The following is a 21,674-nucleotide window of genomic DNA, read 5'->3' on the forward strand; positions in this document are numbered from 1 at the left end:
TGCCAGACTGCGGGACGTGAAGCGGCAACCGGACGAGACCCCGTTCGACGAGATCCGTCGTGCCGCCGTCCAGGTGTACGCCGCGCGCCACGCCATGCTGCGGGCGGCCGGCGAGGAGTACGTCGCCCTGATCACCGGCATCCTCGACGACGCCGGCATCAACTACCTGAGCGTCAGCGGACGCACCAAGACCGTGACCTCCTTCGCGGCCAAGGCTGTGCGGCAGCGCGACGGCAAGCCGCTGTACGCCGACCCGCTGCGTGAGATCACCGACCAGATCGGGGTCCGGGTGGTCACCTACCTGCACAGCGATGTGGCCGCCGTCGCCGGTCTGATCGACGACCAGATGCAGGTCCTCGACGACCGTGACCTCGGCCAGGAGACGGCCTCGGAGGGCCGCTTCGGCTACGCCAGCCGACACCTCCTCGTTGCCCCCGAGCCGGGCAGCGCGGTCGCCATCGAGCATCCGACGCTGGCCGGGCTGGTCGCCTCGGTGCAGATCCGCACCGTGCTCCAGCATGCGTGGGCCGAGTTCGAGCACGACATCCGCTACAAGGGCCGGATCCCCGAGGAGCACGCGCCCGACCTGGACCGCCGGTTCACCCTGGCCGCGGGCCTGCTGGAGCTCGCCGACCGGGAGTTCTCCAAGATCCGCGACCGGCTCCAGGTCGACATGGGCGCCCAGCCGGCCTCGGCCGCGGACGACGACCCGCGGATCAGCGCCCAGGAGCTCGCTGCCTTCCTGGCCGGTCAGTTCCCGGAGGCGGGCTGGTCGCGCACCGACCACTACACCTGGATCGCCGGCCTCCTCCTCGAGCTGGGCATCGCCTCGCTCGACGAGCTCGGCGAGGTCCTCGAGGACGTCGACAGCGACGCGCTGAACAGCCGGATGCAGTACCGCTACCCGCCCGGTGCGGTGCGACGCCTGGACGACGCCCTGCTCGCGGCGTACGGCGAAAGGTACGTCGGCCTGCATCTCAACAGCCACCGTGTCGAGCTGCTGCGACACCGGCTCGACCGGCTTCGCGACTGAAGCGTTCCCACCGGCCACCCTCGGGCGTAGGGTCGAGCAGTCCGGCACGACCTGCGGATCCTGGAGCGACCATGGCCCTGCGGCTCAACCCCTACCTGCACTTCGACTCCAACGCACGCGAGGCCCTGGAGGCCTACCACGACATCTTCGGCGGTGAGCTGACGCTGAGCCGGTTCGGCGACTTCGGCGATCCGGACGCCCCCGAGGCCGACCTCATCATGCACGGGATGCTCCAGACCCCGGACGGCTTCACCCTGATGGGCGCGGACACCCCACCGGGCATGGAGTTCCACCCCGGCCGTGCGGTGACGATCAGCCTGAGCGGAGACGACGCCGAGACGCTGCGCGGCTTCTGGCAGCGCCTGGTCGACGGGGGCACCGTCGAGGTCGAGCTCGCCCCGCAGATGTGGGGCGACGAGTTCGGCCAGTGCGTCGACCGGTTCGGCGTGTCCTGGCTCGTGGACATCGCCGGCAGCAACCAGGCCTGAACCGGTCGGGCGGCTCAGACGGGAGCGCCCAGCGCCTCCGGAATCGGCCGCGGTCCGTTGTTGAACTCGATGGTGCGCCCGGTCGTTCGTGGCCGCGACACCACCGCGGCGACCACCGCCGCGACGTCGGCGCGGCTGACGCTGCCCCCACCCACGCCAGGATCCGTCCCGAGCTCGATCCGGCCGGTGCCCGGGTCGTCGGTCAGCCGGCTCGGGCCCAGCACGGTCCAGGCGAGGCTGCTGGCGCGCAGTCGCTCGTCGGCTGCGGCCTTCGCCTCGGCGTAGGTGAAGAACGGGTCCTCGGGCGGCACGCCGTGATCGGGTCCGGCACCGAAGTAGGACACCATCACGTAGCGATCGACGCCGGCTGCGCCCGCCGCCGAGATCGACCGGACCGCGGCGTCACGGTCGACCGCTCGGGTGCGGTCGGGGTCGCCGCCACCGGCACCGGCCGACCAGACCAGCGCGTCGGACCCTTCGATCAGGGCGGCCAGGTCCTCGACCGTCATCGTCTCGACGTCGGCCACCACGGGCTCGGCACCGGTACGCCGCACGTCATCGGCCTGGGCGGGATTCCGGATCACCGACCGGACCCGGTGCCCGTCGGCGACCAGCAGGGGAGCGGTGAGGAGGGCGACCTGGCCGTGTCCTCCGATGATCGTCACGAGACCCATGGACCCAACCTACGTGGGGGCGTCGGGCCGTAACCCGAGAGCCCCGCCGACCGTTCTGCCCCACATGGGGAACGCGCGAGTCCGGATGCTGGCATCGGTGGCTGCGCTCGGCCTGCTGCCGGCACTGTTCGTGGTCGAGACGCAGGCACACGCCGAGCCGACCGCCGGCAGGACTGCGTCAGGGGCGGTGCTCCAAGCCGACCAGCTCCAAGCCGGCCATCCCCGCTACCGGGCCACGATCGTGCGGACCCGGCACGGAATCCCGCACATCACCGCGGACAGCTTCGGCTCGCTGGGCTTCGGGTCCGGATACGCCACCGCACGGACGGACGGCTGCACCCTGGCAGACGTGTTGCTGACCGCCCGCGCCGAGCGGTCCTACTACCTCGGTCCTCGCAAGCACTACGACGACCGGGTGTCCATGGCCGGCACCAACCTGCAGTCCGACGCGCTGGTCACCGACCTGCACAACCGGCACGTCGTCGAGAAGCTGCTCCGCGACCCGGTGGCCGGGCCCGGCAGACAGGCACGGGCGATGGTGCGCGGTTACGCCGCCGGGATCAACACCTATCTGCGCGACATCGGCGGCGTGCGGCACTACCACGACCGCGCCTGCCGCGGAGCGGCCTGGATCAAGCCGAACGTCCGCCCGATCGACATCTGGTACGGCGTCTACCTGGCCAACATCTTGGCCTCCACCGGCCACTTCCTGCCGCAGATCGTGGGGGCCAGCCCCCCGACCCCGAGCGACCCGGGACTGCCGATCGACCTCGCGTCCGCCGCGTTCGCCACGGTGCCCGCAAGGCTGCCCTCCCGATCCGCCCTGCTCAAGGGCCTCGGCAAGGACCCCGACTCCGCGTTCGGCTCCAACGCGACCGCCGTCGGCAGCGCCGTGACCAGCACCGGCAAGGGCATGCTGCTCGGCAACCCGCACTTCCCCTGGGTGGGACGCTACCGCTTCACCCAGCAGCAGCTGACCATCCCGGGTCGCTACGACATCGCCGGTGCGAGCCTGATCGGGTCGCCGGTGGTCAACATCGGCTGGAACAACGACGTCGCCTGGAGCCATACCGTCTCCACTGCCTACCGGTTCACCCCGTACGAGTACCAGACCGTGGTGAGCCCGGCGACGTACCTCTACGGCGGCGGGCTCAGGACGCTCACCCATGACGTCGTGCACGTGCGGGTCAAGGGTGGGAAGACCGTCACTGCTGGGATGTACCGCACCCCGCAGGGCTATGTCATCGACGACCCCGCGGACCTGATGGGCTGGACTCCTCTCGGGTTCTTCGCGATCCGCGATGCCAACGGCGAGCAGCTGCGCACGATCGACACGTTCCTGAACATGGCCAAGGCGCACACCGTTCGTGGACTCCTGAAGCGCCAGGACGCCGGTGGCGGGATGCCGTGGGTGAACACGATCGCCGCGGACCGTGCCGGTCATGTCCTGTACGCCGACCACTCCGTCGTGCCGAACGTCTCGGACGCGCTGGCCCAGAAGTGCATGACCCCGATCGGCCGGGTGCTGCAGAAGATCGCGGGACTGCCGGGCCTGGACGGCTCGCGTGCCGCCGGCGCCTGCAGATGGGGCACCGACTCCGACGCCGAGCGTCCCGGGATCTTCGGGCCGAAGAACCTCCCCCTGGAGGTCCGCGACGACTGGGTGATGAACTCCAACGACTCCTACTGGCTGCCCAATCCTGCGCAGCCGCTGGAGGGCTACGCCCGGATCATCGGCTGCGAGCAGTGCGTGCGGACGCTACGCACCCGGATGGTCGACCACTACGTGATGGACCGGCTCGCGACCGGCAAGTTGATCACCCCGAGGAGCTTCCGCGGCACCGAGCACCAGAACCGGGTCTACGGCGCCGAGCTGATGAGCAAGGGCGGCGCGCTCGTGCAGCTGTGCCGCAACGCCGACGGCGGTGACGCCTGCCCGGTGCTGGCCCACTGGGACCTGCACTCGAACACGTCCAGCCGCGGCAACCAGATCTTCGAGGAGTTCGTCAAGCGGATCCCCACCTCCGGGCTGCTCGGACTGCTGCCCGGCCCGCAGATCTGGAAGGTCCCCTTCGACAAGTCCGACCCGGTGGGCACCCCACGGGAGCTCAACCCGCAGAGCAGTGCCGCGATCAAGGCGATGAAGGACGGCATCGCCTACCTGCGCGCCCACCACATCCCGATGGACGCAACCTGGGGCTCGCTGCAGGTGGCGGGCGACCGGGGCGCCCCGCCGATCCCGCTCGGCGGAGGTCTGGGCGACCAGGCCGGCAACGCCAACGCGCTCCAGTCGGAGGCGCCCGGGCCGCAGTCCAACAAGAGCCGCTACAAGGCCATCGACTATGGCTCGTCACACATCCAGGCGATCGCGTTCCTGCCGCACGGCGGCCTGCTTGCGCGCACCATCTTGACCTACGGCCAGTCCGAGGACCCGCGGTCGCCGTGGTCGAGCGACCAGACCCGGATGTTCGGCAAGAAGCGGTGGGTGCACTTCGCCTTCACGCCTCGGCAGATTCGCCGCCAGGAGATCTCCCGGCAGGTGGTCTCCGCGCCGTACTGAGAACGTGCGTGGGGGAAGGTCATGGCCTGCGGCGCGCGACGGCCGAAGCTTGCCCGACGCGTTCTGATTGAATCGAGTGGTGACCTCGCTGCCGCTCGACCCCGATCCTGCGCTGCCCGAGGGATACACCGCCCGGGTCCCTGAGGCGGGCGACGTGGCGCGGATCGCGGCGCTGGTGACCGCCGAGAGGCGGCGGGTGCGCGGCAGCGGGGCGGCCAACGTGGAGACGCTGACCCAGGAGGTCGTCGGCACCGGTTCTTGGACTCGGCGCCAGATCGTGGTCGAGGCGGCCGCCGGCGGCCTGGTCGCCTGGGCGTCGGTGCACGACCGCGCGGCCGGGCGCACCATGGTCCAGATGGTCCTCGCCCCGGAGCACGACACCCTCGCCGTACCGCTGCTGGACTGGATCGCGGCCGCGGCCGGCATGATCGGCGCACACCGCGGACTGGAGGTCACCCAGCTCGACGCCCTCCTCGACGAGGGCGCGACCGAGCTGGCCGAGTGGTTCCGCGAGGCCGGCTATCGGCACACCCGGACCTGGCTGAACATGACTCGGCGGGTCGCCAGCGAGGAGACCTTCCCGGAGCCACGCGACGGCGTCGAGGTGCGTCGGGTCGGCGTGCACGCCCTCCCGAACGGTACGACGTTGCCGGTCGCCGAGGACCTGCACGCCGTGCACCGGATGCTCGAGGAGTCCTTCGAGGATCACTTCAACTCCTACCGGGAGAGCTTCGCCGAGTTCGCCCAGCGGCTGCGGGAGGACCCGGGCCATCGGTGGGACCACTGGTGGCTCGCCCTCGTCGAGGACGAGGGCGCGTGGGTACCGGGCGGTGCGCTGGTCAGCTCGGTCTCCCCTCCCGACGACACCGGCGTCCCGGGCAGCTACGTCGACTACATCGGCGTCCACCGACGGGCGCGCGGCCGCGGCGTGGCCAAGGCGCTGCTGCACACCGTCCTCGCCGACGCCGCAGAGCGCGGGCGAAACCGGGTCTCCCTCGAGGTCGACGCCGACTCGCCCACCGGGGCCGACGGGCTCTACCGCTCGCTGGGCTGGGAGACCTCCTACATCACCGAGTCCTGGCAGCAGGACCTGCCGATCCGGTGACGGCGGACGTCGACCTCACCGCGGATTGCGCACGCTGCTTCGGGCTGTGCTGCGTGCTGCTGCCGTTCACGGCCGACGCCGGCTTCGGGGTCGACAAGCCGGGCGGTACGCCGTGCCTGAACCTGCTCGACGACGACCGCTGCCGGATCCACGCGACCCTGCGGGCGGACGGCTGGCCCGGATGCACGGTCTTCGACTGCTTCGGCGCCGGCCAGCAGGTCTCCCAGGTCACCTATGCGGGCCGATCCTGGCGCGACGGCGTGAACCGCGGCGAGATGGCGGCCGTGTTCACCGTGGTGCGGCTGCTCCACGAGGCCCTGGCCCACCTCGGTGAGGCGGTGGCGCGCACCGGCGACGCCGACCTCGCCGCGCTGCGGGCGCGGATCGTCGATCAGGCCGGCGGCGCCCCGGACGACCTCCTCGCCCTCGACGTCGACGCCGTGCTCTGCGAGGTCGGCGACAGACTCCGCGAGGCGAGCCGGGTGGTCCGATCCGGCCATGGTGACGGCCCGCACCAGGGTGGCGATCTCGCGGGCGCCGACCTGCGCGGCGCCGTGCTGCGGGCGGCCGACCTGCGCGGTGCGCTGCTCGTCGGGGCGGACCTGCGCGGTGTCGACCTCACCGACACCGACCTGCTCGGCGCGGACCTCCGCGGTGCCGACGTCCGCGGCGCCGACCTCTCCGCCAGCCTGTTCCTCGCGCAGGCGCAGCTCAACGCGGCGACGGGGGACGTGCGCACCCGGATCCCGGAACGGCTGGGTCGGCCGGCGCACTGGACGGACTGACCGAGGCACAGCGAATCCGCAGATGCGGAGACTAGACCGCTGGACATGACCGCAGATGCGGCTAGGATCGCGCTGTGCCGACGTACCGGATCCGTGACGCAGCCGAGCTCCTCGGCGTCAGCGACGACACCGTGCGCCGCTGGGCCGACGCCGGACGGCTGGACACCGCCACCGACGACGCCGGTCGGCACGTGGTCGACGGCGCCTCGCTCGCCGCCTTCGCCCAGGCGCAGGCCGAGCCCGGCCATGCCGCCGAGGCTGGTCCCGGCGCGACGGTCTCCGCGCGCAACCGGCTGGTCGGACTGGTCACCAAGGTCACCCGCGACACCGTGATGGCGCAGGTCGAGCTGCAGTGCGGCCCCTACCGCGTGGTCTCGCTGATGAGTCGTGAGGCGGCCGACGAGCTCGGACTAGAGCCCGGGGTGCTCGCCACCGCCGTCATCAAGTCGACCAACGTCGTGGTCGAGACCCCGGCGACCTGACGCCGCGAGGAGACCCATGAGGACCCCCCGCCTGCTCGCTGTGCCCCTTGCGGTCGCGTTGCTGGTCGTCCTGACCGGCTGCGGCGCAGGAGGCGGCGCCGGCGGCGACAGCACGCTGACCGTGCTCGCCGCCGCGTCCCTCACCGAGCCCTTCACGGCGATCGCCCGAGAGTTCGAGAAGGACCACCCCGGCACGAGGGTGGTGCTCAGCTTCGGGGCCAGCGACGTGCTGGCCCAGCAGAGCAACCAGGGCGCCCCGGCGGACCTCCTCGCCACCGCTAGCACCACCACGATGGACCTGGCCAACGACGCCGAGGACGCGCACCTCTTCGCGTCGAACACCATGGAGATCGCGGTCCCGGCGGGCAACCCGGGCCACGTCTCCTCGCTGCGCGACCTGACCCGCCCCGGCGTGAAGGTGGCGGTCTGCCAGGCCAAGGTGCCGTGCGGGGTCGTCGCCGCGAAGGTGTTCGCCCGTGCGCACCTCAGCGTCAGGCCGGTCACCGAGGAGGCCGATGTGAGATCCGTGCTCACCAAGGTCGACACCGGAGAGGTCGACGCCGGCCTCGTCTACACGAGCGATGTCCGGACCGCGCCGTCCGGAGTCCGGGGGGTGCCGATCCCCAAGAGCGTCAACGCGGTGACGTCGTACCCGATCAGCGTGCTGGGGTCGACGAAGCACCAGCACCTCGCCGAGCAGTTCGAGCAGTTCGTGCTCGGGCCCACCGGCCGGCGAGCGATGACGGCGGCGGGCTTTGCGAGGCCGTGACCGTGCCGCCGTCCGGCGGGTGCCCTGGGCGCTCGGCGTACCGGCTGCGCTCGGTGCCGCCTTCCTGGTGGTGCCACTGGTCGCGCTGGTCTGGCGCTCCCCGTGGCGCGACCTGGGCCGCCTGCTCGACGACCGGACCGTCCTCGAGGCGCTGCGGCTCTCCTTGATCAGCGCCACCAGCGCGACCGTGATCGCGCTGGTGCTCGGGGTGCCGCTGGCCTGGGTGCTGGCCCGGTCGACGCTCCCGGGGGTCGGTCTGCTGCGAGCGCTGGTGACCCTCCCCCTGGTGATGCCGCCGGTGGTGGGCGGCGTGGCGCTGCTCTACGCCTTCGGGCGAACGGGTCTCCTCGGGCGGCCGCTCGACGTGTGGTTCGGAGTCACCATCCCGTTCAGCACCACGGCGGTGGTGATGGCGGAGACGTTCGTGGCGATGCCCTTCCTCGTGGTCACCGTCGAAGGGGCCTTCCGTGCCGCCGATACCGGGTACGACGAGGCTGCCGCGACGCTCGGTGCGTCGGCCCTCACCCGCTTCCGTCGGGTCACGCTGCCGCTCGTCCGGCCCTCGCTGATCGCCGGCGCGGTGCTGTGCTGGGCCCGGGCGCTCGGCGAGTTCGGCGCCACGATCACCTTCGCGGGCAGCTTCCCGGGACGCACCGAGACGATGCCCATCGCGATCTACCTTCAGCTCCAGACCGACCCCCGGGCCGCGACCGCGCTGGCCCTGGTGCTGTTGGTGGTCTCGATGGTGGTGTTGGTCGCGCTTCGGGGGCGCTGGTGGTCGGCGGGTCGCCGCCTGCCCCGGACGCCGGCTGCTGTCGAGCTCGCCCCGAGGACGCTCCGGTGACGCTGCGCGTGGACGCTCAGGTGCGTCGGGGGAGCTTCAACCTCGCGGTCGCGCTCCGGGTCGAGCCGGGGGAGCGGGTCGGTGTGCTCGGGCCCAACGGCGCCGGCAAGTCCACCTTGTTGCGCACCGTCGCCGGGCTGACGTCGGTCACCTCGGGCCGGGTCGAGCTGGCCGGGCGGCTGCTCGACGCCGCCGCGCCGGAGGGGGCGACGGCGTTCGTCCCACCGGAGCGGCGCCGGGTCGCCCTGGTCTTCCAGGACCACCGGCTGTTCCCGCACCTCGACGTGCGGGACAACGTCGCCTTCGGCCCCCGCTCCACCGGGCTGGACCGTCGCGCGGCCCGCACCCGGGCCACCGCGTGGCTCGAGCGGCTCGACCTGACCGGCCTCGCCGAACGCCGACCCGACCAGCTGTCCGGAGGCCAGGCGCAGCGGGTCGCGTTGGCCCGGGCGCTCGCCCAGGAGCCGGACGCCCTCCTGCTCGACGAGCCGATGTCCGCACTCGACGCGCACACCCGGACCGTGGTCCGTACCGAGCTCCAGCGCCACCTCACTCAGTACGCCGGCCCGACGGTGCTGGTCACGCACGACCCCGTTGAGGCGATGGTGCTGGCCGACCGGCTCGTTGTGGTCGAGGACGGGCACGTCACCCAACGCGGCACTCCCGCGGAGGTGGCGACCCGGCCGGCAACGCCGTACGTCGCGCGTCTGATGGGCCTCAACCTCTACGCCGGTGTCCCCGGGCCGGACGGGGTGCGGCTCGACGGAGGCGGCGTGCTGCATGCCAGCGGGACTCCCGGCGGCGGCCGGGTGCTGGTCGCGCTGCGTCCCAGTGCGATCACGGTGCACACCGGCGAGCCGGACCGGGCCAGCACCCGCAACGCCTGGCCGGGGTCGATCCGGCACCTCGAGATGCTGGGTGACCGGGTCCGGCTGCAGGTGACCGGTCCGCCCGACGCCCTGGTCGACGTCACCCCGGCCGCGGTCGCCGAGCTCGATCTGCGTCCGGGGACGGCGGTCTGGCTGACCGCGAAGGCCACCGAGACGGAGGCCTACGCGACGGACTGACCTGCGGTCCGGCCGGGTACTGGTCGCTACCCTCGGACCATGACGACCATCGCAGACTTCACGGCGACCACGCTCGGCGGCGACGAGCAGTCGCTTGCCGACTACCTCGGCAAGGTGGTCCTCGTGGTCAACACCGCGTCGAAATGCGGCTTTACGCCGCAGTACGCCGACCTCGAGCGGCTCTACGAGCAGTACGCCGACCAGGGGCTGGTCGTGCTCGGGTTCCCCTGCAACCAGTTCGGCCACCAGGAGCCCGGCGACGAGGATGAGATCGGCGCCTTCTGCGAGGAGAACTACGGCGTGACCTTCCCGATGTTCGCCAAGGTCGACGTCAACGGCTCCGACGCCCACCCGCTGTACAAGTGGCTGCGCGGCGAGAAGGGCGGCGTGCTCGGCAGCGCGATCAAGTGGAACTTCACCAAGTTCCTCGTCGGACGGGACGGGCAGGTGGTCGACCGGTACGCCTCGGCGACCACGCCGGCCAAGCTGGCCGAGCCGATCGAGGCCGAGCTGGCCCGATGACCGCGTCGGTCTCGGGACGATCGGTGCGCACCACGGCAGTCGCGGCGACCACGCTGCTGCTCGGCACTCTCGCCGGCTGCTCGTTGCCCGGCGGCGGGCCGAGCGCGGGCGACGCGGCCACGAAGGTGGCCCACGAGTTCGCCACCGGAGAGTTCACCGACGCCGTCTTCAACGACTCCGACAAGGCCCAGCAGGCCTACCGGCACCTCGTCGCGGGCCTGGGCAACGACCTCAAGCCGATGGTGTCGGTCAAGGGCACCAACACCAGCGGCAACAACGGTACGGCGACACTGTCCTGGTCCTGGCCCCTCGATGAAAAGTCCTGGACCTACACCAGCACGGTCCCGCTGCACCGGTCCGGCGACGCCTGGCTGGCCACGTGGTCACCTCGCGATGTCGTGCCCGGCCTGTCCAGCGGCGACCGGCTGGTCGCCGTACGCGTCGATGCTCGCCGTGGTGACATCCTCGGCGCCGGTGGAGCGCCCCTCGTCAAGCCCCGCGCCGTGGTCCGCTACGGCATCGACAGGACGCGGGTGAAGAAGGCCGCGTCCGTGACCTCGGCACGGCGTCTCGCCGCGCTGCTCGGCATCGATGCCGGGCGCTACACCAAGCTGGTGAGGTCCTCGGGCCCACGGGCCTTCATCCCCGCGCTGACGCTGCGCAAGCAGGACGTCACCGCCTCGGTGCGGTCGGGGGTCTCCGGGATCCCCGGAGCGGTCGGCGTGCCGGGCACCCTCCCCCTGGCCCCGACCAAGGACTTCGCCGCGCCTCTGCTCGGCACGGTCGGGCAGGCCACCGCCGAGATCGTGAAGAGGAGCAAGGGTCGGGTGCGTCCCGGCGACGTCGTCGGGCTGTCCGGCCTGCAGTTGCGCTACGACGAGCAGCTCGCGGGCCGTCCCGGGACCCGCATCGATGCGGTCGACGCCAAGGGCGGCACCCGGAAGCTGTTCGAGTCCGCGCCGGTGCCCGGCAAGCCGCTGCGCCTCACTCTGGTCCCGAGGCTGCAGCGCCTCGCGGAGCAGGTGCTGGCGCCGGTTCGACCCGCCTCGGCGCTGGTCGCGATCCGACCGTCGACCGGTGCGATCCTGGCTGCGGCCAGCGGTCCCGGCTCGCACGGCTACGACACCGCGACCTACGGCCGCTACGCCCCCGGGTCGACGTTCAAGATCGTCTCCTCCCTGGCGCTGCTGCGCTCGGGGCTGACGCCGCAGTCGAAGGTGCACTGCGTGCCGGAGCTGTCGGTGGACGGCAAGAGGTTCACCAACGACTCCGAGTACCCACCCAGCGGGCTCGGCGACATCCCGTTGACCTTGGCGCTGGCCAACTCCTGCAACACCGGCTACATCTCGCAGCACGGTCGCCTGCACAACGGCGACCTGACCACCGCGGCGGCCGCGCTCGGTTTCGGTGTCGACCACCAGGTCGGCTTCCCGGCGTACTTCGGCCAGGCGCCGAAGCCCGCCAGTGAGACCGAGGGCGCCGCCGACATGATCGGCCAGGGCAAGGTGCTGGCATCGCCGATGGCGATGGCGACAGTGGTGGCGTCGGTGGTGGCGGGGCACGCCGTGCTACCCGAGCTGGTGCAGGGAATCGACGTACAGAAGCCAGCTCCGCTGCACCCGCTGACCGCGAAGGAGGCCGGTGAGCTGCGCGCGATGATGCGCGCTGTGGTCACCACGCCGACCGGCACCGGCGCGGGGCTCGCCGACGTGCCGGGCAAGCCGGTGATCGCGAAGACCGGCACCGCTGAGTTCGGCAGCACCCCGCCGCTGGACACCCACGCCTGGATGGTGGCCGGCCAGGGCGACCTGGCCGTCGCCGTGTTCGTCGACCGTGGGCACACCGGCGCCGGCACCGCCGGCCCTGTTCTGGAGTCGTTCCTGCGTGGGAAGTGACCGCCTACGGATCGAGTGGGGTCAGCGGTTGAACACGTCGGCGCCGAAGAAGTGCAGACCGGGCGTGCGGGCGTAGCCGATCGGCCGCGCGCCGATCATCTCCTCGATCGACCCGAGCAGGCTGTAGTGGTTGTACGGCGTGGAGCTGCGGGTGCCCGCGCCGGTCCAGCGCGAGATCACCAGAGCGCCCACCCGGCCGCCGCCCGGTCCGTCGATCCCGGGCTCCTCGGCGTTGGCGCTCGGCCCCTCACCGCAGCACGCGGTGGAGTCCTGCCGTGGGCCGTCGGACTCGTCGGCGGTGATGACCAGCACCCCGTCGTGACGGAAGGCGGGTGACTTCAGGATCCGCGGCACCCAGGTCTTCAGCCAGCGATTGAGCTGGGGCAGTCCGCCGCGACGGCCGTCCGCACACGGCGAGTCGTGTGCGTCGTTGCACAGGTCCGGGGTGATGTAGCTGAGGAACCGGGTCGTCGACCGCTTCTGGAGGTCCGTGCGCAGGTGCGGCAGCGAGACCACGTGCCGCCGGCAGTAGGTGGGGCGGTCGATGACCGAGCGGAAGTAGACGAACGGGTTGTGGCGGGTCGCGTACTCGTGGTGCGGCCGGGCCTTGAACGCGTTGTCGAGCGCCCCGATCCGGGGGTGCTCGCAGGAGCGGTCCATGCCCTGCAGGTAGCCCCGCCAGCCGAGGTGCCGCTTGTCGATCTGCTTCATCAGCGTCGGGGTCGCTGCGTCGAAGACGCAGCCGGTGCCCACCCGCTGCTGCGGGGCCTCGATCCGCCGGGTGTGCAGGGCGGTGAACCTGCGGCAGTCGGCCTGGATCGCCGGGTTGGGACCCTGCCCGGACACCTGGGCGAGGTAGTTGCCCAACGAGTGGTGCGCGGTGCCGTAGTACCGGGTCAGCAGCACTCCCTTGCCGCGCAGCGTGTGCGCCAGGTAGGGCGCCGCCGAACTCTTCCCCCAGGTCCGCGTGAAGCCCTTGTTCTCCAGATTGATCACGAAGACGTGGCCGACCGCGGGCGCGCTGTGCGCACTCTCGACGGCGGCGATCCCCGAGGTGGTGTCGGTCCCGCCGCAGGCTGCCGCGAGTGGCAACAGCAGCACGAGCAGCAGCCGAGCGGTGAACGGCTTCATGCCCTCACCCTGCCACAGTCGGTCAGGGAAGGGACCAGACCAGCAGTCGGGTCTCCGGTGCTCGGCCGCGCACCGGACGACCGGGCTCGTCGACCAGCCGGGCGGCGTCCGAGTCGACCAGCACCTCGTCGGCCAGCGTGACGCTCCCGGCGGTCACGAAGACGTGCAGCCGTGGGGACGCGGGGAGTTCGAGGTCGTCGTCGACGCCGAGGACACCGAGGTGGAGGGACGCACCTCGGGTGTTGATCGGCACAGCCCCCTCGCCGACCAGGGTGGTCCAGCCCTCGCCCATCGCCACGTCCGCGACGGCGTACGACGGCGCCAGCCCGGACTCGTCGGGCCGGACCCAAGCCTGCACGAATCGTGCCGGCAGTCCGCCGTCCGCGCTCTCGGAGTGCACCACGCCCGATCCGGCGGAGAGCCGCTGGACCTGGCCGGGCCCGACCACCGCAGTGTGTCCGCGGTCGTCGGTGTGCCGCAACGACCCGCTGAGTACCCACGTGACGATCTCGGCGTCGACGTGCGGATGGTCGGGGTAGCCGGAGCCCGCTTGCAGCCACTCGTCGTTGTGGGCGACGAGGGCTCCGAAGCCGACGTTGTCCGGGTCGTAATGGGCGCCGAAGGAGAAGGAGTGCCACGTGGTGCGACCCTCGACCTCGGTGCGGAACCGCTGCTGTGCGCGGCGCACGTGCACGGACACCGGCTCAGGCCGCCGAGGTTCCGAAGGGGAAGGTGGCCAGCTCGGTGAACTCGCCGTGAAAGTGCAGCAGTGCCGCCTCACGAGCGTGCGCTGCCAACGGCTCGCCCGGTGCCGGCACGTCGTCGGGGATGGTCAGGTGCGGCACGACCAGGTCGAACCTGCCCTCGTAGGGAGGGTATTCGGGGAAGAGCTGGTGCAGGCCGTGGGTCAGCCGGGTGAAGATGCCGGCCGGCTCGGGGGAGAGGTAGCGGGCACCCTCGGGGAATCGGGAGTCACCGTTGAGCACGAAGTCGAACGGGGTGATGTCGGCGAAGAACCGCTCCACCTCGGCGATCTCCTCCCGGCTGGGCCGGTTGTCCCGTCCGAACGGCGCCAGCAGAGTGATGTGCGCGTGCGGCGCGAGGTGGCGTGCCTCCTCGACCATCAGCACGATCCCGGTGATCGCCGGGAGGTCGGTTGCCGTCACAGCCGGTCAGCCTAGCGACGTGTCCACCGGTCACTAGGCTTGGCGGCCATGGGGCTCCCCGACACCGGTCACGGCCACGACCACGGGCACGCGGCCGATCGGGTCGAGGATCGGTCGCGGCTGCGGATGGTGCTGCTGGTCACCGCGACCGTCGCTGTCGTGGAGATCGTAGGTGCCGCGCTCTCCGGGTCGCTGGCGCTGCTCGCCGACGCCGGCCACATGGTGACCGATGCCTCCTCGATCGTGCTGGCGCTGTCCGCGTCACTGATGGCAACGCTGCCGGCCAGTCCTCGGCGCACCTTCGGCTACCACCGTGCAGAGATCCTCGCCGCTCTCGTCAACGCCCTTGTGCTGTTGGGGATCTGTGGCTACATCACCTACGTCGGGATCCGTCACCTGGTCACTCCCGAGCACGTGCACGCCTCCCAGATGGTCGTGTTCGCAGCCATCGGCCTGGTCGCGAACCTCGGGTCGATGGGCCTCCTGGCAGCACGGCGGGAGAAGTCCCTGAACATGCGCGCCGCGTTCCTCGAGGTGGCCAGCGATGCGCTCGGCTCGGCGGCGGCGCTGGCCGCCGCGCTTGTCATCCTCGGCACGGGCTGGCTGCGCGCCGACCCGGTCGCCTCGCTGCTGATCGCCGTGCTGATCCTGCCCCGGTCCGCCCAGCTGCTGCGCGACACCCTGGCCGTGCTGCTGGAGGGCGCCCCCCCGGGTCTCGACGTCGAGGACGTGCGGGCCCACCTGGCCCGCGTGGAGGGGGTGGTCGACGTCCATGACCTGCACGCGTGGCTGATCACCAGCGGGATGCCCGCCCTGTCCGCGCACGTGACCGTCAGCGACGCGGCCCTGGCCGAGCGCGGGGTCGGCGGCGTCCTCGACGAGCTGTGCCGGTGCACGACTGCGGAGTTCGGGATCGACCACGCCACGTTCCAGATCGAGCCGCAGACCCACCGCGCCCACGAGGACCTCGGCGAGCCGCACTCCTGAGCCGGGCCGAAGTGTCGGTCGATCAGGCCCAGGGGTCCTCCCGGCGCCAGACGGTCGGCATCGAGAGGGTCACGTCGTCCGCCCTCGCCAGCGCGAGCAGCACCGCGAGGGTGCGGTCGAGGTCGTCGCCGGCGTACGGCAGTGCCCGGAGCGGTCGGTCGAGAGGCGCGAAGAAGTCGTCCCAGTGGGTCAGCACCACCCGGCGGGCGCCCACGGCGCGGACGGTGTGCTGCCAGTAGTCGTGGAGGTAGGAGTCGGGCTGGACTCCGAGCTGGCCGACGCCGAGGTAGGCGACGTCGCACGGGGTGCCGTCGAGCGCACCGGCGACGAAGCCGGCGCTGCCCTGGACCAGTGCGGAGCGGCCGCCCTGGTGGCGGACGAGCATGGACCAGGCCTCGCCACATCGCCAGCGCCGCACCTTCGCGGGCGGGGTCACGGGCTCCTCGATGACGCCAGGGTAGCGGTCCGGTGGGCAGTGGGTCGACGCCACGAGCGTCACCGACCACGCGCCGAGGCCGATCGGCTCACCGGGCGTCGCGATCCGGATCCGCTCCTCGTGCAGTCCGTGACCGCGGCCCAGGTTCGCGGTCGAGGCGCCGCCGACGAGCAGGGCACCGGTGCGCTCCGCGACGTACGCCGAGTCGAGAGCGTGGTCGTAGTGACTGTGCACGGGGAGTACGGCCTCGAGACGAGAGATCCCGGCCCGGGCCAGGCAGTCGTCGACCCGGGCGCGATCCGGCGCGATCCGACCGAGCAGCACTCGGGCCATCCCCGGTCGGCTGAAGAAGCCGTCGGTGAGCAGCGCCGAGTCGCCGTCATCGAGCAGCAGCGTGCTCACCCCCAGGAACGTGACCGACGGTCCGCCGCCGGGGGAGTGGGCGGGCACGTCGAAGAGGTCGGCGTGACTCGCCAGGTCCGGTCGGCCGAGCTTGAGTCTCACTGGTCCACGACCACCGTTCAGGCGCCGGCCGCGAGCCGGGTGCCCTGCTCGATGGCGCGCTTGGCGTCCAGCTCCGCGGCGACGTCCGCGCCGCCGATCAGATGCGCGGTGCGACCCGCGGCGCGCAGGGCGTCGTACAGGCCGCGAACGGAGTCCTGCCCAGCGCACACCACCACATGGTCGACGTCGAGCACACGGGGCTTGCCGTCGACGAGAAGGTGCAGGCCGCGGTCGTCGATGCGCCGGTAGGTCACACCGCTCAACTGGTGCACGCCGCTCTGGCGCAGCACCGTGCGGTGCGCCCAGCCGGAGGTCTTGCCGAGGTGCTTGCCGATCATCGACGTCTTGCGCTGGAGCAGCCACACCTCGCGCGCCGTGGCTCGCGGCTTCGCCGGGGTCAGCCCCCCGGGCGCGAGGGACGGATCCCCGACGCCCCAGTGCGCCAGCCACTCCTGCTGCGTCTCGGCCACGTGGGTGAGCCACACCGCGACATCGACGCCGATGCCGCCGGCACCGATCACCGCGACCCTCCCGCCCGGCACGACCGAGCCGTTCAGCACATCGGCGTAGGAGACCGCCTTCGGGTGATCCATCCCGTCGATGTCGGGGATCCGGGGCACGACACCGGTGGCGACCACCACCTCGTCGTACGACGAAAGATCGGCGACGCCCGCCTCGACTCCCAGGCGAACGTCGACCCCGAGCACCTCGAGCCGGCGCCGGAAGTAGCGCAGCGCGTCGGCGAAGTCCTCCTTGCCCGGCACCTGCATCGCGAGCCGGAACTGGCCGCCGATCTGCTGGTCCTTCTCGAAGAGGGTGACCGAGAACCCGCGCTCGGCGTACGACGTCGCTGCGGCCAGCCCTGCCGGCCCGGCGCCCACCACGGCGACGTCGCGCGCACGCCGGGTGGGGGACAGCACCAGCGTCGTCTCGCGGCCCGCTCGCGGGTTCATCAGGCAGGACGCCTTCTGGTTGGCGAAGACGTGGTCCAGGCAGGCCTGGTTGCAGGCGATGCAGGTGATGATCTCGTCGGCACGCTCCGCCTGCGCCTTGTTCACGAAGTCCGGGTCGGCCAGCAGCGGTCGCGCCATCGAGACCAGGTCGGCGCTGCCGTCCGCGAGCAGCCCCTCCGCGAGCTCTGGGGTGTTGATCCGGTTGGAGGCGCACACGGGGATGCCGACCTCCTTGCGAAGCCGCGCCGTGGTCCAGGTCCAGGCGCCACGGGGCACCTGGGTGATGATCGTGGGCACCCGCGCCTCATGCCAGCCGATGCCGGTGTTGAGCACGGTCGCGCCGGCGTCGGTGATCCGGTGCGCGAGCTCGACCACCTCGTCCCAGGTCTGACCGCCCTCGACGAGGTCGAGCAGCGAGATCCGGTAGATGATCGGGAAGCCGTCGCCGACGGTCTCGCGGGTGCGGCGGACGATCTCGACCGGGAAGCGCATCCGGTTCTCCGCCGAGCCGCCCCACCGGTCGGTGCGCTGGTTGGTCCGCTCGGCGAGGAACTGGTTGATCAGGTAGCCCTCGCTGCCCATCACCTCGACGGCGTCGTACCCGGCCCGCTGGGCGAGTCCGGCCGCGCGGGCGAAGTCGGAGGCGGTGCGATCGACGCCCTTCGTCGAGAGGGCGGACGGCTTGAACGGGTTGATCGGCGCCCTGATCGCGCTGGCGCTCACCGACCAGGGGACGTAGGCGTACCGGCCCGCGTGCAGCACCTGCAGGGCGATCGCGCCGCCCTCCTCGTGGACGGCCTCGGTGACCTGCTTGTGCCGCTCGGACTGCAGCCGGGTCGTCATCTGTGAGGCGAACGGCTTGAGCCAGCCCTGCTTGTTGGGCGCATAGCCGCCGGTGATGATGAGGCCGACGCCGCCGCGGGCGCGTGCGCCGAAGTAGGCGGCCAGCTTGGGGAGGTCCCAGAAGTGGTCCTCCAGCCCGGTGTGCATCGACCCCATCACCGCGCGGTTGCGCAGGGTCAGGTCGCCGATCGTGATCGGCTCGAAGAGGCGCGGGTATGCCGTGCCGTGAGTCATCGCTGGTGTGCCTCCAGATACTCGGTCAGCCATTGGATCCAGAACTGCTCCATCAGCAGGCCGCCGCGGAGCACCAGGTAGTGGTCGAGCTGCTGCGCGGCGAGTTGGTCCGGATCGGGATAGTCGCGGTCGCGCATCGACTCGTAGTGCGCCAGCCGGACGCGGTGGTCGTCGAGCCGCTTCTCCACGTCGGTGAGCAGCGCGCGCCGGTCGCCGTACGACGCGCCGCGAAGCTTGACCGCCAGCTCGCTGCGGAACGCCTCCGGTGGGGTGGTCTCGGCGATCCACGCGGCGAGCGCCCGTTCGCCCGTCGCGGTGACGGTGTAGACGGTCTTCTCTCGACGACCGTCCTGTCCGACCACCTCGGACGTGACCCAGCCGTCGGCCTGCATCCGGCGCAGCACCTTGTAGATCTGCTGGTGGGTGGCGGACCAGAAGAAGCCGATCGAGCGGTCGAAGCGACGGGCCAGCTCGAGTCCCGCGGCCGGCTGCTCCCGCAGCGACACCAGCAATGCGTGCTCGAGGGCCATGCTCGGAAGTCTGACGGCCCTGCTCTAGATGTGCAACTAGTTGCACAAGTGAGGTCGTTCACGCCACCCCACAATCATCCTTGAAGTGGACGCCGCGAGGGCGGCGCCGCCGTACGCTCTTGCGTGATCGGGCTCGTCGGCGGGAGACGCACGCATGGGGACACAGAGGCTTCTGGGCCTGGCGGTGGCCGCACTGACCGCGGCAACGCTGGTGCAGGCCGGGCCGGGTGCGCAGGCATCCGCGAGGACCGGGCACCGGTTGGTACTCACCGGGATCTCCGGGCCGCGCCTCGCCCACGCGACCGGCATGGTCGCGGTGTCGGTGAAGGTGCGCGCCCGGGTGAAGAGCCGCGCGACGAAGGTCCACTGGTACCTGTCGCGTGACCGGCACCACAGCCACGGCGACCTGCGCCTCACGCCGGCTTCGCGAGTGCCGCGGCTGCGGGCCGACCACTCGACCCGGGTGCAAGGGTTGGTCACCGTGCCGGGGCGTGCCACCGGGAAGTACCACCTGCTCGCGTGTGCCAAGCACGCCGCGTGTGTCTCGCAGCGGACGAAGGTGCGGGTGGGCACCACGTCGGTGACCTCGAGCGACGGGCTGATCACCGCGGCGCTCGCCGCACACAAGATCGGCAACGCCCGGGCGGTCACCTACCGCGCGCTCGCAGCCGTGGGAGACCCCCACCTTCCCGCCCGCTACCGCGGTGACCCCGGGGCGGACGAGGCCGCCGATGCGCTGCGCGCTGCCGACGCCGCCTGGTCGACGCTCTCGGGCAAGCAGCGAAGGTGGATCCGTCCGTACCTGCAGGGCCCGTCGTACGGGAGGGTTCGGACGGCCGGCCGCGCAGTGGTGCCGACCTCCACCAAGAGCGTCTGCAAGCCCCAGCATCTCGCGGACGCGGGTCACGTCGATGCCCTGGGCGGTCGGATCCGGATCTGGTACAGCAAGTCGGACGACTACTACGCACGTGCCGACGCCAAGGCCGCTCCCCAGCTGGCGAGGGACGCGGCCCACATCTGGAAGAAGTACGCCGCCCTGATGGGTCGCACCCCGCCGTCCGACGCCCACGAGAAGTGCGGCAACGGCGGCGACGGACGCTACGACATCTACCTCGACTACAACGTGGGGGGAAGCGGCTGGACCGGGATCTACAAGGGGCACGGCGGAACTGGGGGTCCCTCGTTCATCGCCTTCAGCACCTGGGGCGCCCCACCGAATCGCTGGGCGCTGGCCCACGAGCTCTTCCACGCCTTCCAGTTCGCCTACCACTACGCGGCCAAACCCGACCTCTACACCAACTTCGACGAGGGAGCCGCGCACTGGGGGGCGAACTACGTCTACCCGCGCGACGACCTCGAGCACGGCGACAGCTTCCTGCTCAAGTGGCCGCGCTACTACTCGATGAGCTACACCAACTACCCATACCCGAACTGGGCGTTCGACCTCTACCTCACCACGCTCTACGGCGACCGGCAGATGCCCGCGGTCTACGCCGCGTTCAAGAGGCAGAAGCCCTGGGATGCCCTCGACGCGGTGGTCCCCGGCGGGCTGGATGCTCGCTGGAAGGAGTTCATCCGCTACGCCTGGAACCAGGAGCCGGTCACCGGCGGCTTCCGGGCCTGGGACCGGTTCGACCAGGTCCCCGACGTCACCGACGGAGTCCCCGTCAAGGCGATGGACCTGCGCATCGGCGGTCTCGAGCAGTGCACGCTGAACCTGCCGTTCGACCTGTGGCCGCTGGCGCACGAGTACCGCCCGCTGCACCTCGCCGACGGCAAGATCCGGGAGCTGATCTTCGACAACACCGTTGCCGGTCGGCGCCACGCGAGCGTCCAGGCCTTCCTCAAGATGGCTGACGGGAAGTGGCACACCGAGGACTGGAGCAAGCGGCCCACGGTCGACCTGTGCCGGGACCAGCCCGACCAGGACGTCACCGATCTGGTGGTGATGTACGGCATCGCCGACCCCGCCATCAGCGTCCAGACCGTCACCGACCGGGACCGGCGTACCATCAAGCCCTCGCGCGAGCCCACCCTCACGCTGCGCAGCACCTGCGACAAGTTCCTCAAGGTCACCGGTGTCGGCGGTTCCTACGACATGACCTACAACCGCACGACGAGCGGGCCGAACTGCACCTACGCGTCCCATGACCACTACGTCACGACTCCGTCGACCGAGCCCGACACCGGGTACGACGGCAGCTTCGGTGACACCGGTGGGACGATGAGCGTCCCGTTGCACAAGCACGGCACCGCGAGCGGGTCGGTGACCTGTCCGGGAGCACCACTCGACAACCAGAGCTGCGACCGGGTCCTCGACGACGAGGGGTCCTACTACCTCGACATCGAACACGTCCCCGGCGCAGCCACCGCCAAGCTGAAGTTCCATGCGCTGTCGCAGCCCTACAACGACTGCTCCAGCACGGCGAAGGACGGTGGCGAGACCACCGGCGTGACCCACCCGACCATCGACACGGACGTTGCCTGGTCCGCGCTCACCGGGACGGCGCCGTTCACGGTGCATGTCAACGGCACCTTCGACGACCCCGACCACAAGGTGACCCGCGACTACACCGTCACGCTGCAGCGGGTGGACGAGAACGGTGTACCGCTCGCCTGACTCTCCGTGCAGGCCCGCGCAGCAACCGTGACAGTGGTTCTGTCAT

The 21,674-nt window shown here is 71.3% G+C and carries 20 protein-coding genes; 13 read left to right on the forward strand and 7 right to left on the reverse strand.

What is annotated here, in order from left to right:
- The first annotated feature begins 16 nt into the window (after window positions 1-16).
- Both Q9R13_RS14215 and Q9R13_RS14220 read left to right on the forward strand, forming a co-directional pair.
- Window positions 17-1,033: a GTP pyrophosphokinase gene (locus tag Q9R13_RS14215; RefSeq protein ID WP_310961827.1), complete on the forward strand. Its 1,017-nt coding sequence runs from the start codon at window positions 17-19 to the stop codon at window positions 1,031-1,033.
- Window positions 1,034-1,104: 71 nt separating this feature from the next.
- Window positions 1,105-1,521: a VOC family protein gene (locus tag Q9R13_RS14220; protein ID WP_310961828.1), complete on the forward strand. Its 417-nt coding sequence runs from the start codon at window positions 1,105-1,107 to the stop codon at window positions 1,519-1,521.
- A gap of 14 nt (window positions 1,522-1,535) precedes the next feature.
- On the opposite strand, the gene Q9R13_RS14225 is transcribed toward Q9R13_RS14220, so the two are convergent.
- Window positions 1,536-2,195 carry an SDR family oxidoreductase gene (locus tag Q9R13_RS14225; RefSeq protein WP_310961829.1) on the reverse strand — a complete coding sequence of 220 codons (660 nt, stop codon included), beginning with the start codon at window positions 2,193-2,195 and terminating at the stop codon, window positions 1,536-1,538.
- A gap of 64 nt (window positions 2,196-2,259) precedes the next feature.
- Between Q9R13_RS14225 and Q9R13_RS14230 the strand changes: the two genes are divergently transcribed.
- The 9 genes from Q9R13_RS14230 (at window position 2,260) to Q9R13_RS14270 (ending at window position 12,224) form a co-directional block, all read left to right on the forward strand.
- On the forward strand, window positions 2,260-4,755 hold the full coding sequence (locus Q9R13_RS14230) for a penicillin acylase family protein (protein ID WP_310961830.1): 2,496 nt from the start codon (window positions 2,260-2,262) through the stop codon (window positions 4,753-4,755).
- 79 nt (window positions 4,756-4,834) lie between these two features.
- Window positions 4,835-5,860 carry a GNAT family N-acetyltransferase gene (locus Q9R13_RS14235; protein WP_310961831.1) on the forward strand — a complete coding sequence of 342 codons (1,026 nt, stop codon included), beginning with the start codon at window positions 4,835-4,837 and terminating at the stop codon, window positions 5,858-5,860.
- A complete protein-coding gene (locus Q9R13_RS14240) occupies window positions 5,857-6,645 on the forward strand; it encodes a pentapeptide repeat-containing protein (RefSeq protein ID WP_310961832.1) in 789 nt (262 codons plus the stop codon). Before Q9R13_RS14235 ends, Q9R13_RS14240 begins: the two co-directional genes overlap by 4 nt.
- A gap of 74 nt (window positions 6,646-6,719) precedes the next feature.
- The gene (locus Q9R13_RS14245) at window positions 6,720-7,127 is read left to right on the forward strand and encodes a TOBE domain-containing protein (RefSeq protein WP_310961833.1); all 408 of its coding nucleotides are present in this window, start codon (window positions 6,720-6,722) and stop codon (window positions 7,125-7,127) included.
- A gap of 16 nt (window positions 7,128-7,143) precedes the next feature.
- The gene (gene modA, locus Q9R13_RS14250; protein ID WP_310961834.1) at window positions 7,144-7,896 is read left to right on the forward strand and encodes a molybdate ABC transporter substrate-binding protein; all 753 of its coding nucleotides are present in this window, start codon (window positions 7,144-7,146) and stop codon (window positions 7,894-7,896) included.
- Window positions 7,897-7,915: 19 nt separating this feature from the next.
- Window positions 7,916-8,740 carry an ABC transporter permease gene (locus Q9R13_RS14255; protein ID WP_310961835.1) on the forward strand — a complete coding sequence of 275 codons (825 nt, stop codon included), beginning with the start codon at window positions 7,916-7,918 and terminating at the stop codon, window positions 8,738-8,740.
- Complete coding sequence (locus Q9R13_RS14260) at window positions 8,737-9,807, forward strand: ABC transporter ATP-binding protein (RefSeq protein ID WP_310961836.1); 1,071 nt, start codon at window positions 8,737-8,739, stop codon at window positions 9,805-9,807. Before Q9R13_RS14255 ends, Q9R13_RS14260 begins: the two co-directional genes overlap by 4 nt.
- Window positions 9,808-9,846: 39 nt before the next feature.
- The gene (locus Q9R13_RS14265) at window positions 9,847-10,329 is read left to right on the forward strand and encodes a glutathione peroxidase (RefSeq protein WP_310961837.1); all 483 of its coding nucleotides are present in this window, start codon (window positions 9,847-9,849) and stop codon (window positions 10,327-10,329) included.
- Complete coding sequence (locus tag Q9R13_RS14270) at window positions 10,326-12,224, forward strand: penicillin-binding transpeptidase domain-containing protein (RefSeq protein WP_310961838.1); 1,899 nt, start codon at window positions 10,326-10,328, stop codon at window positions 12,222-12,224. The genes Q9R13_RS14265 and Q9R13_RS14270 overlap by 4 nt, the downstream gene beginning before the upstream one ends.
- Before the next feature lie 21 nt (window positions 12,225-12,245).
- Here the strand turns inward: Q9R13_RS14270 and Q9R13_RS14275 are convergent, their stop codons facing one another.
- The 3 genes from Q9R13_RS14275 to Q9R13_RS14285 are packed head-to-tail and all read right to left on the reverse strand — an operon-like array spanning window position 12,246 to window position 14,521.
- Window positions 12,246-13,355: an alkaline phosphatase family protein gene (locus Q9R13_RS14275; RefSeq protein ID WP_310961839.1), complete on the reverse strand. Its 1,110-nt coding sequence runs from the start codon at window positions 13,353-13,355 to the stop codon at window positions 12,246-12,248.
- 22 nt (window positions 13,356-13,377) lie between these two features.
- Window positions 13,378-14,055, reverse strand: a complete 678-nt coding sequence (locus Q9R13_RS14280) for a pirin family protein (protein ID WP_310961840.1) — start codon at window positions 14,053-14,055, stop codon at window positions 13,378-13,380.
- Window positions 14,056-14,059: 4 nt separating this feature from the next.
- Window positions 14,060-14,521 (reverse strand): 2'-5' RNA ligase family protein, encoded by a 462-nt coding sequence (locus Q9R13_RS14285; protein ID WP_310961841.1) that lies wholly within the window; start codon window positions 14,519-14,521, stop codon window positions 14,060-14,062.
- Window positions 14,522-14,569: 48 nt separating this feature from the next.
- Between Q9R13_RS14285 and Q9R13_RS14290 the strand changes: the two genes are divergently transcribed.
- Window positions 14,570-15,508, forward strand: a complete 939-nt coding sequence (locus Q9R13_RS14290; RefSeq protein ID WP_310961842.1) for a cation diffusion facilitator family transporter — start codon at window positions 14,570-14,572, stop codon at window positions 15,506-15,508.
- Window positions 15,509-15,530: 22 nt separating this feature from the next.
- Here Q9R13_RS14290 and Q9R13_RS14295 read toward each other — a convergent pair whose 3' ends face one another.
- The 3 genes from Q9R13_RS14295 to Q9R13_RS14305 are packed head-to-tail and all read right to left on the reverse strand — an operon-like array spanning window position 15,531 to window position 19,008.
- On the reverse strand, window positions 15,531-16,448 hold the full coding sequence (locus tag Q9R13_RS14295; RefSeq protein WP_310961843.1) for an MBL fold metallo-hydrolase: 918 nt from the start codon (window positions 16,446-16,448) through the stop codon (window positions 15,531-15,533).
- A 17-nt stretch (window positions 16,449-16,465) separates the two neighbouring features.
- Complete coding sequence (locus Q9R13_RS14300) at window positions 16,466-18,478, reverse strand: NADPH-dependent 2,4-dienoyl-CoA reductase (protein ID WP_310961844.1); 2,013 nt, start codon at window positions 18,476-18,478, stop codon at window positions 16,466-16,468.
- Complete coding sequence (locus Q9R13_RS14305; protein ID WP_310961845.1) at window positions 18,475-19,008, reverse strand: PadR family transcriptional regulator; 534 nt, start codon at window positions 19,006-19,008, stop codon at window positions 18,475-18,477. The genes Q9R13_RS14300 and Q9R13_RS14305 overlap by 4 nt, the downstream gene beginning before the upstream one ends.
- A gap of 154 nt (window positions 19,009-19,162) precedes the next feature.
- On the opposite strand from Q9R13_RS14305, the gene Q9R13_RS14310 reads away from it, so the two are divergent.
- On the forward strand, window positions 19,163-21,628 hold the full coding sequence (locus tag Q9R13_RS14310; RefSeq protein ID WP_310961846.1) for a hypothetical protein: 2,466 nt from the start codon (window positions 19,163-19,165) through the stop codon (window positions 21,626-21,628).
- The last annotated feature ends 46 nt before the right edge of the window (window positions 21,629-21,674 follow it).

It is taken from the genome of Nocardioides marmorisolisilvae, from assembly GCF_031656915.1.
GTDB classification, from domain to species: domain Bacteria; phylum Actinomycetota; class Actinomycetes; order Propionibacteriales; family Nocardioidaceae; genus Marmoricola; species Marmoricola terrisoli.

Excerpts from the sequence above, each read along its gene's own strand:
- Q9R13_RS14225 (WP_310961829.1), bottom strand. The coding sequence starts at position 2,195 with ATGGGTCTCGTGACGATCATCGGAGGACACGGCCAGGTCGCCCTCCTC.
- Q9R13_RS14300 (WP_310961844.1), bottom strand. The coding sequence starts at position 18,478 with ATGACTCACGGCACGGCATACCCGCGCCTCTTCGAGCCGATCACGATC.
- Q9R13_RS14220 (WP_310961828.1), top strand. The coding sequence starts at position 1,105 with ATGGCCCTGCGGCTCAACCCCTACCTGCACTTCGACTCCAACGCACGC.
- Q9R13_RS14275 (WP_310961839.1), bottom strand. The coding sequence starts at position 13,355 with ATGAAGCCGTTCACCGCTCGGCTGCTGCTCGTGCTGCTGTTGCCACTC.
- Q9R13_RS14310 (WP_310961846.1), top strand. The coding sequence starts at position 19,163 with ATGGGGACACAGAGGCTTCTGGGCCTGGCGGTGGCCGCACTGACCGCG.
- Q9R13_RS14290 (WP_310961842.1), top strand. The coding sequence starts at position 14,570 with ATGGGGCTCCCCGACACCGGTCACGGCCACGACCACGGGCACGCGGCC.
- Q9R13_RS14230 (WP_310961830.1), top strand. The coding sequence starts at position 2,260 with ATGGGGAACGCGCGAGTCCGGATGCTGGCATCGGTGGCTGCGCTCGGC.
- Q9R13_RS14265 (WP_310961837.1), top strand. The coding sequence starts at position 9,847 with ATGACGACCATCGCAGACTTCACGGCGACCACGCTCGGCGGCGACGAG.
- modA (WP_310961834.1), top strand. The coding sequence starts at position 7,144 with ATGAGGACCCCCCGCCTGCTCGCTGTGCCCCTTGCGGTCGCGTTGCTG.
- Q9R13_RS14305 (WP_310961845.1), bottom strand. The coding sequence starts at position 19,008 with ATGGCCCTCGAGCACGCATTGCTGGTGTCGCTGCGGGAGCAGCCGGCC.
- Q9R13_RS14270 (WP_310961838.1), top strand. The coding sequence starts at position 10,326 with ATGACCGCGTCGGTCTCGGGACGATCGGTGCGCACCACGGCAGTCGCG.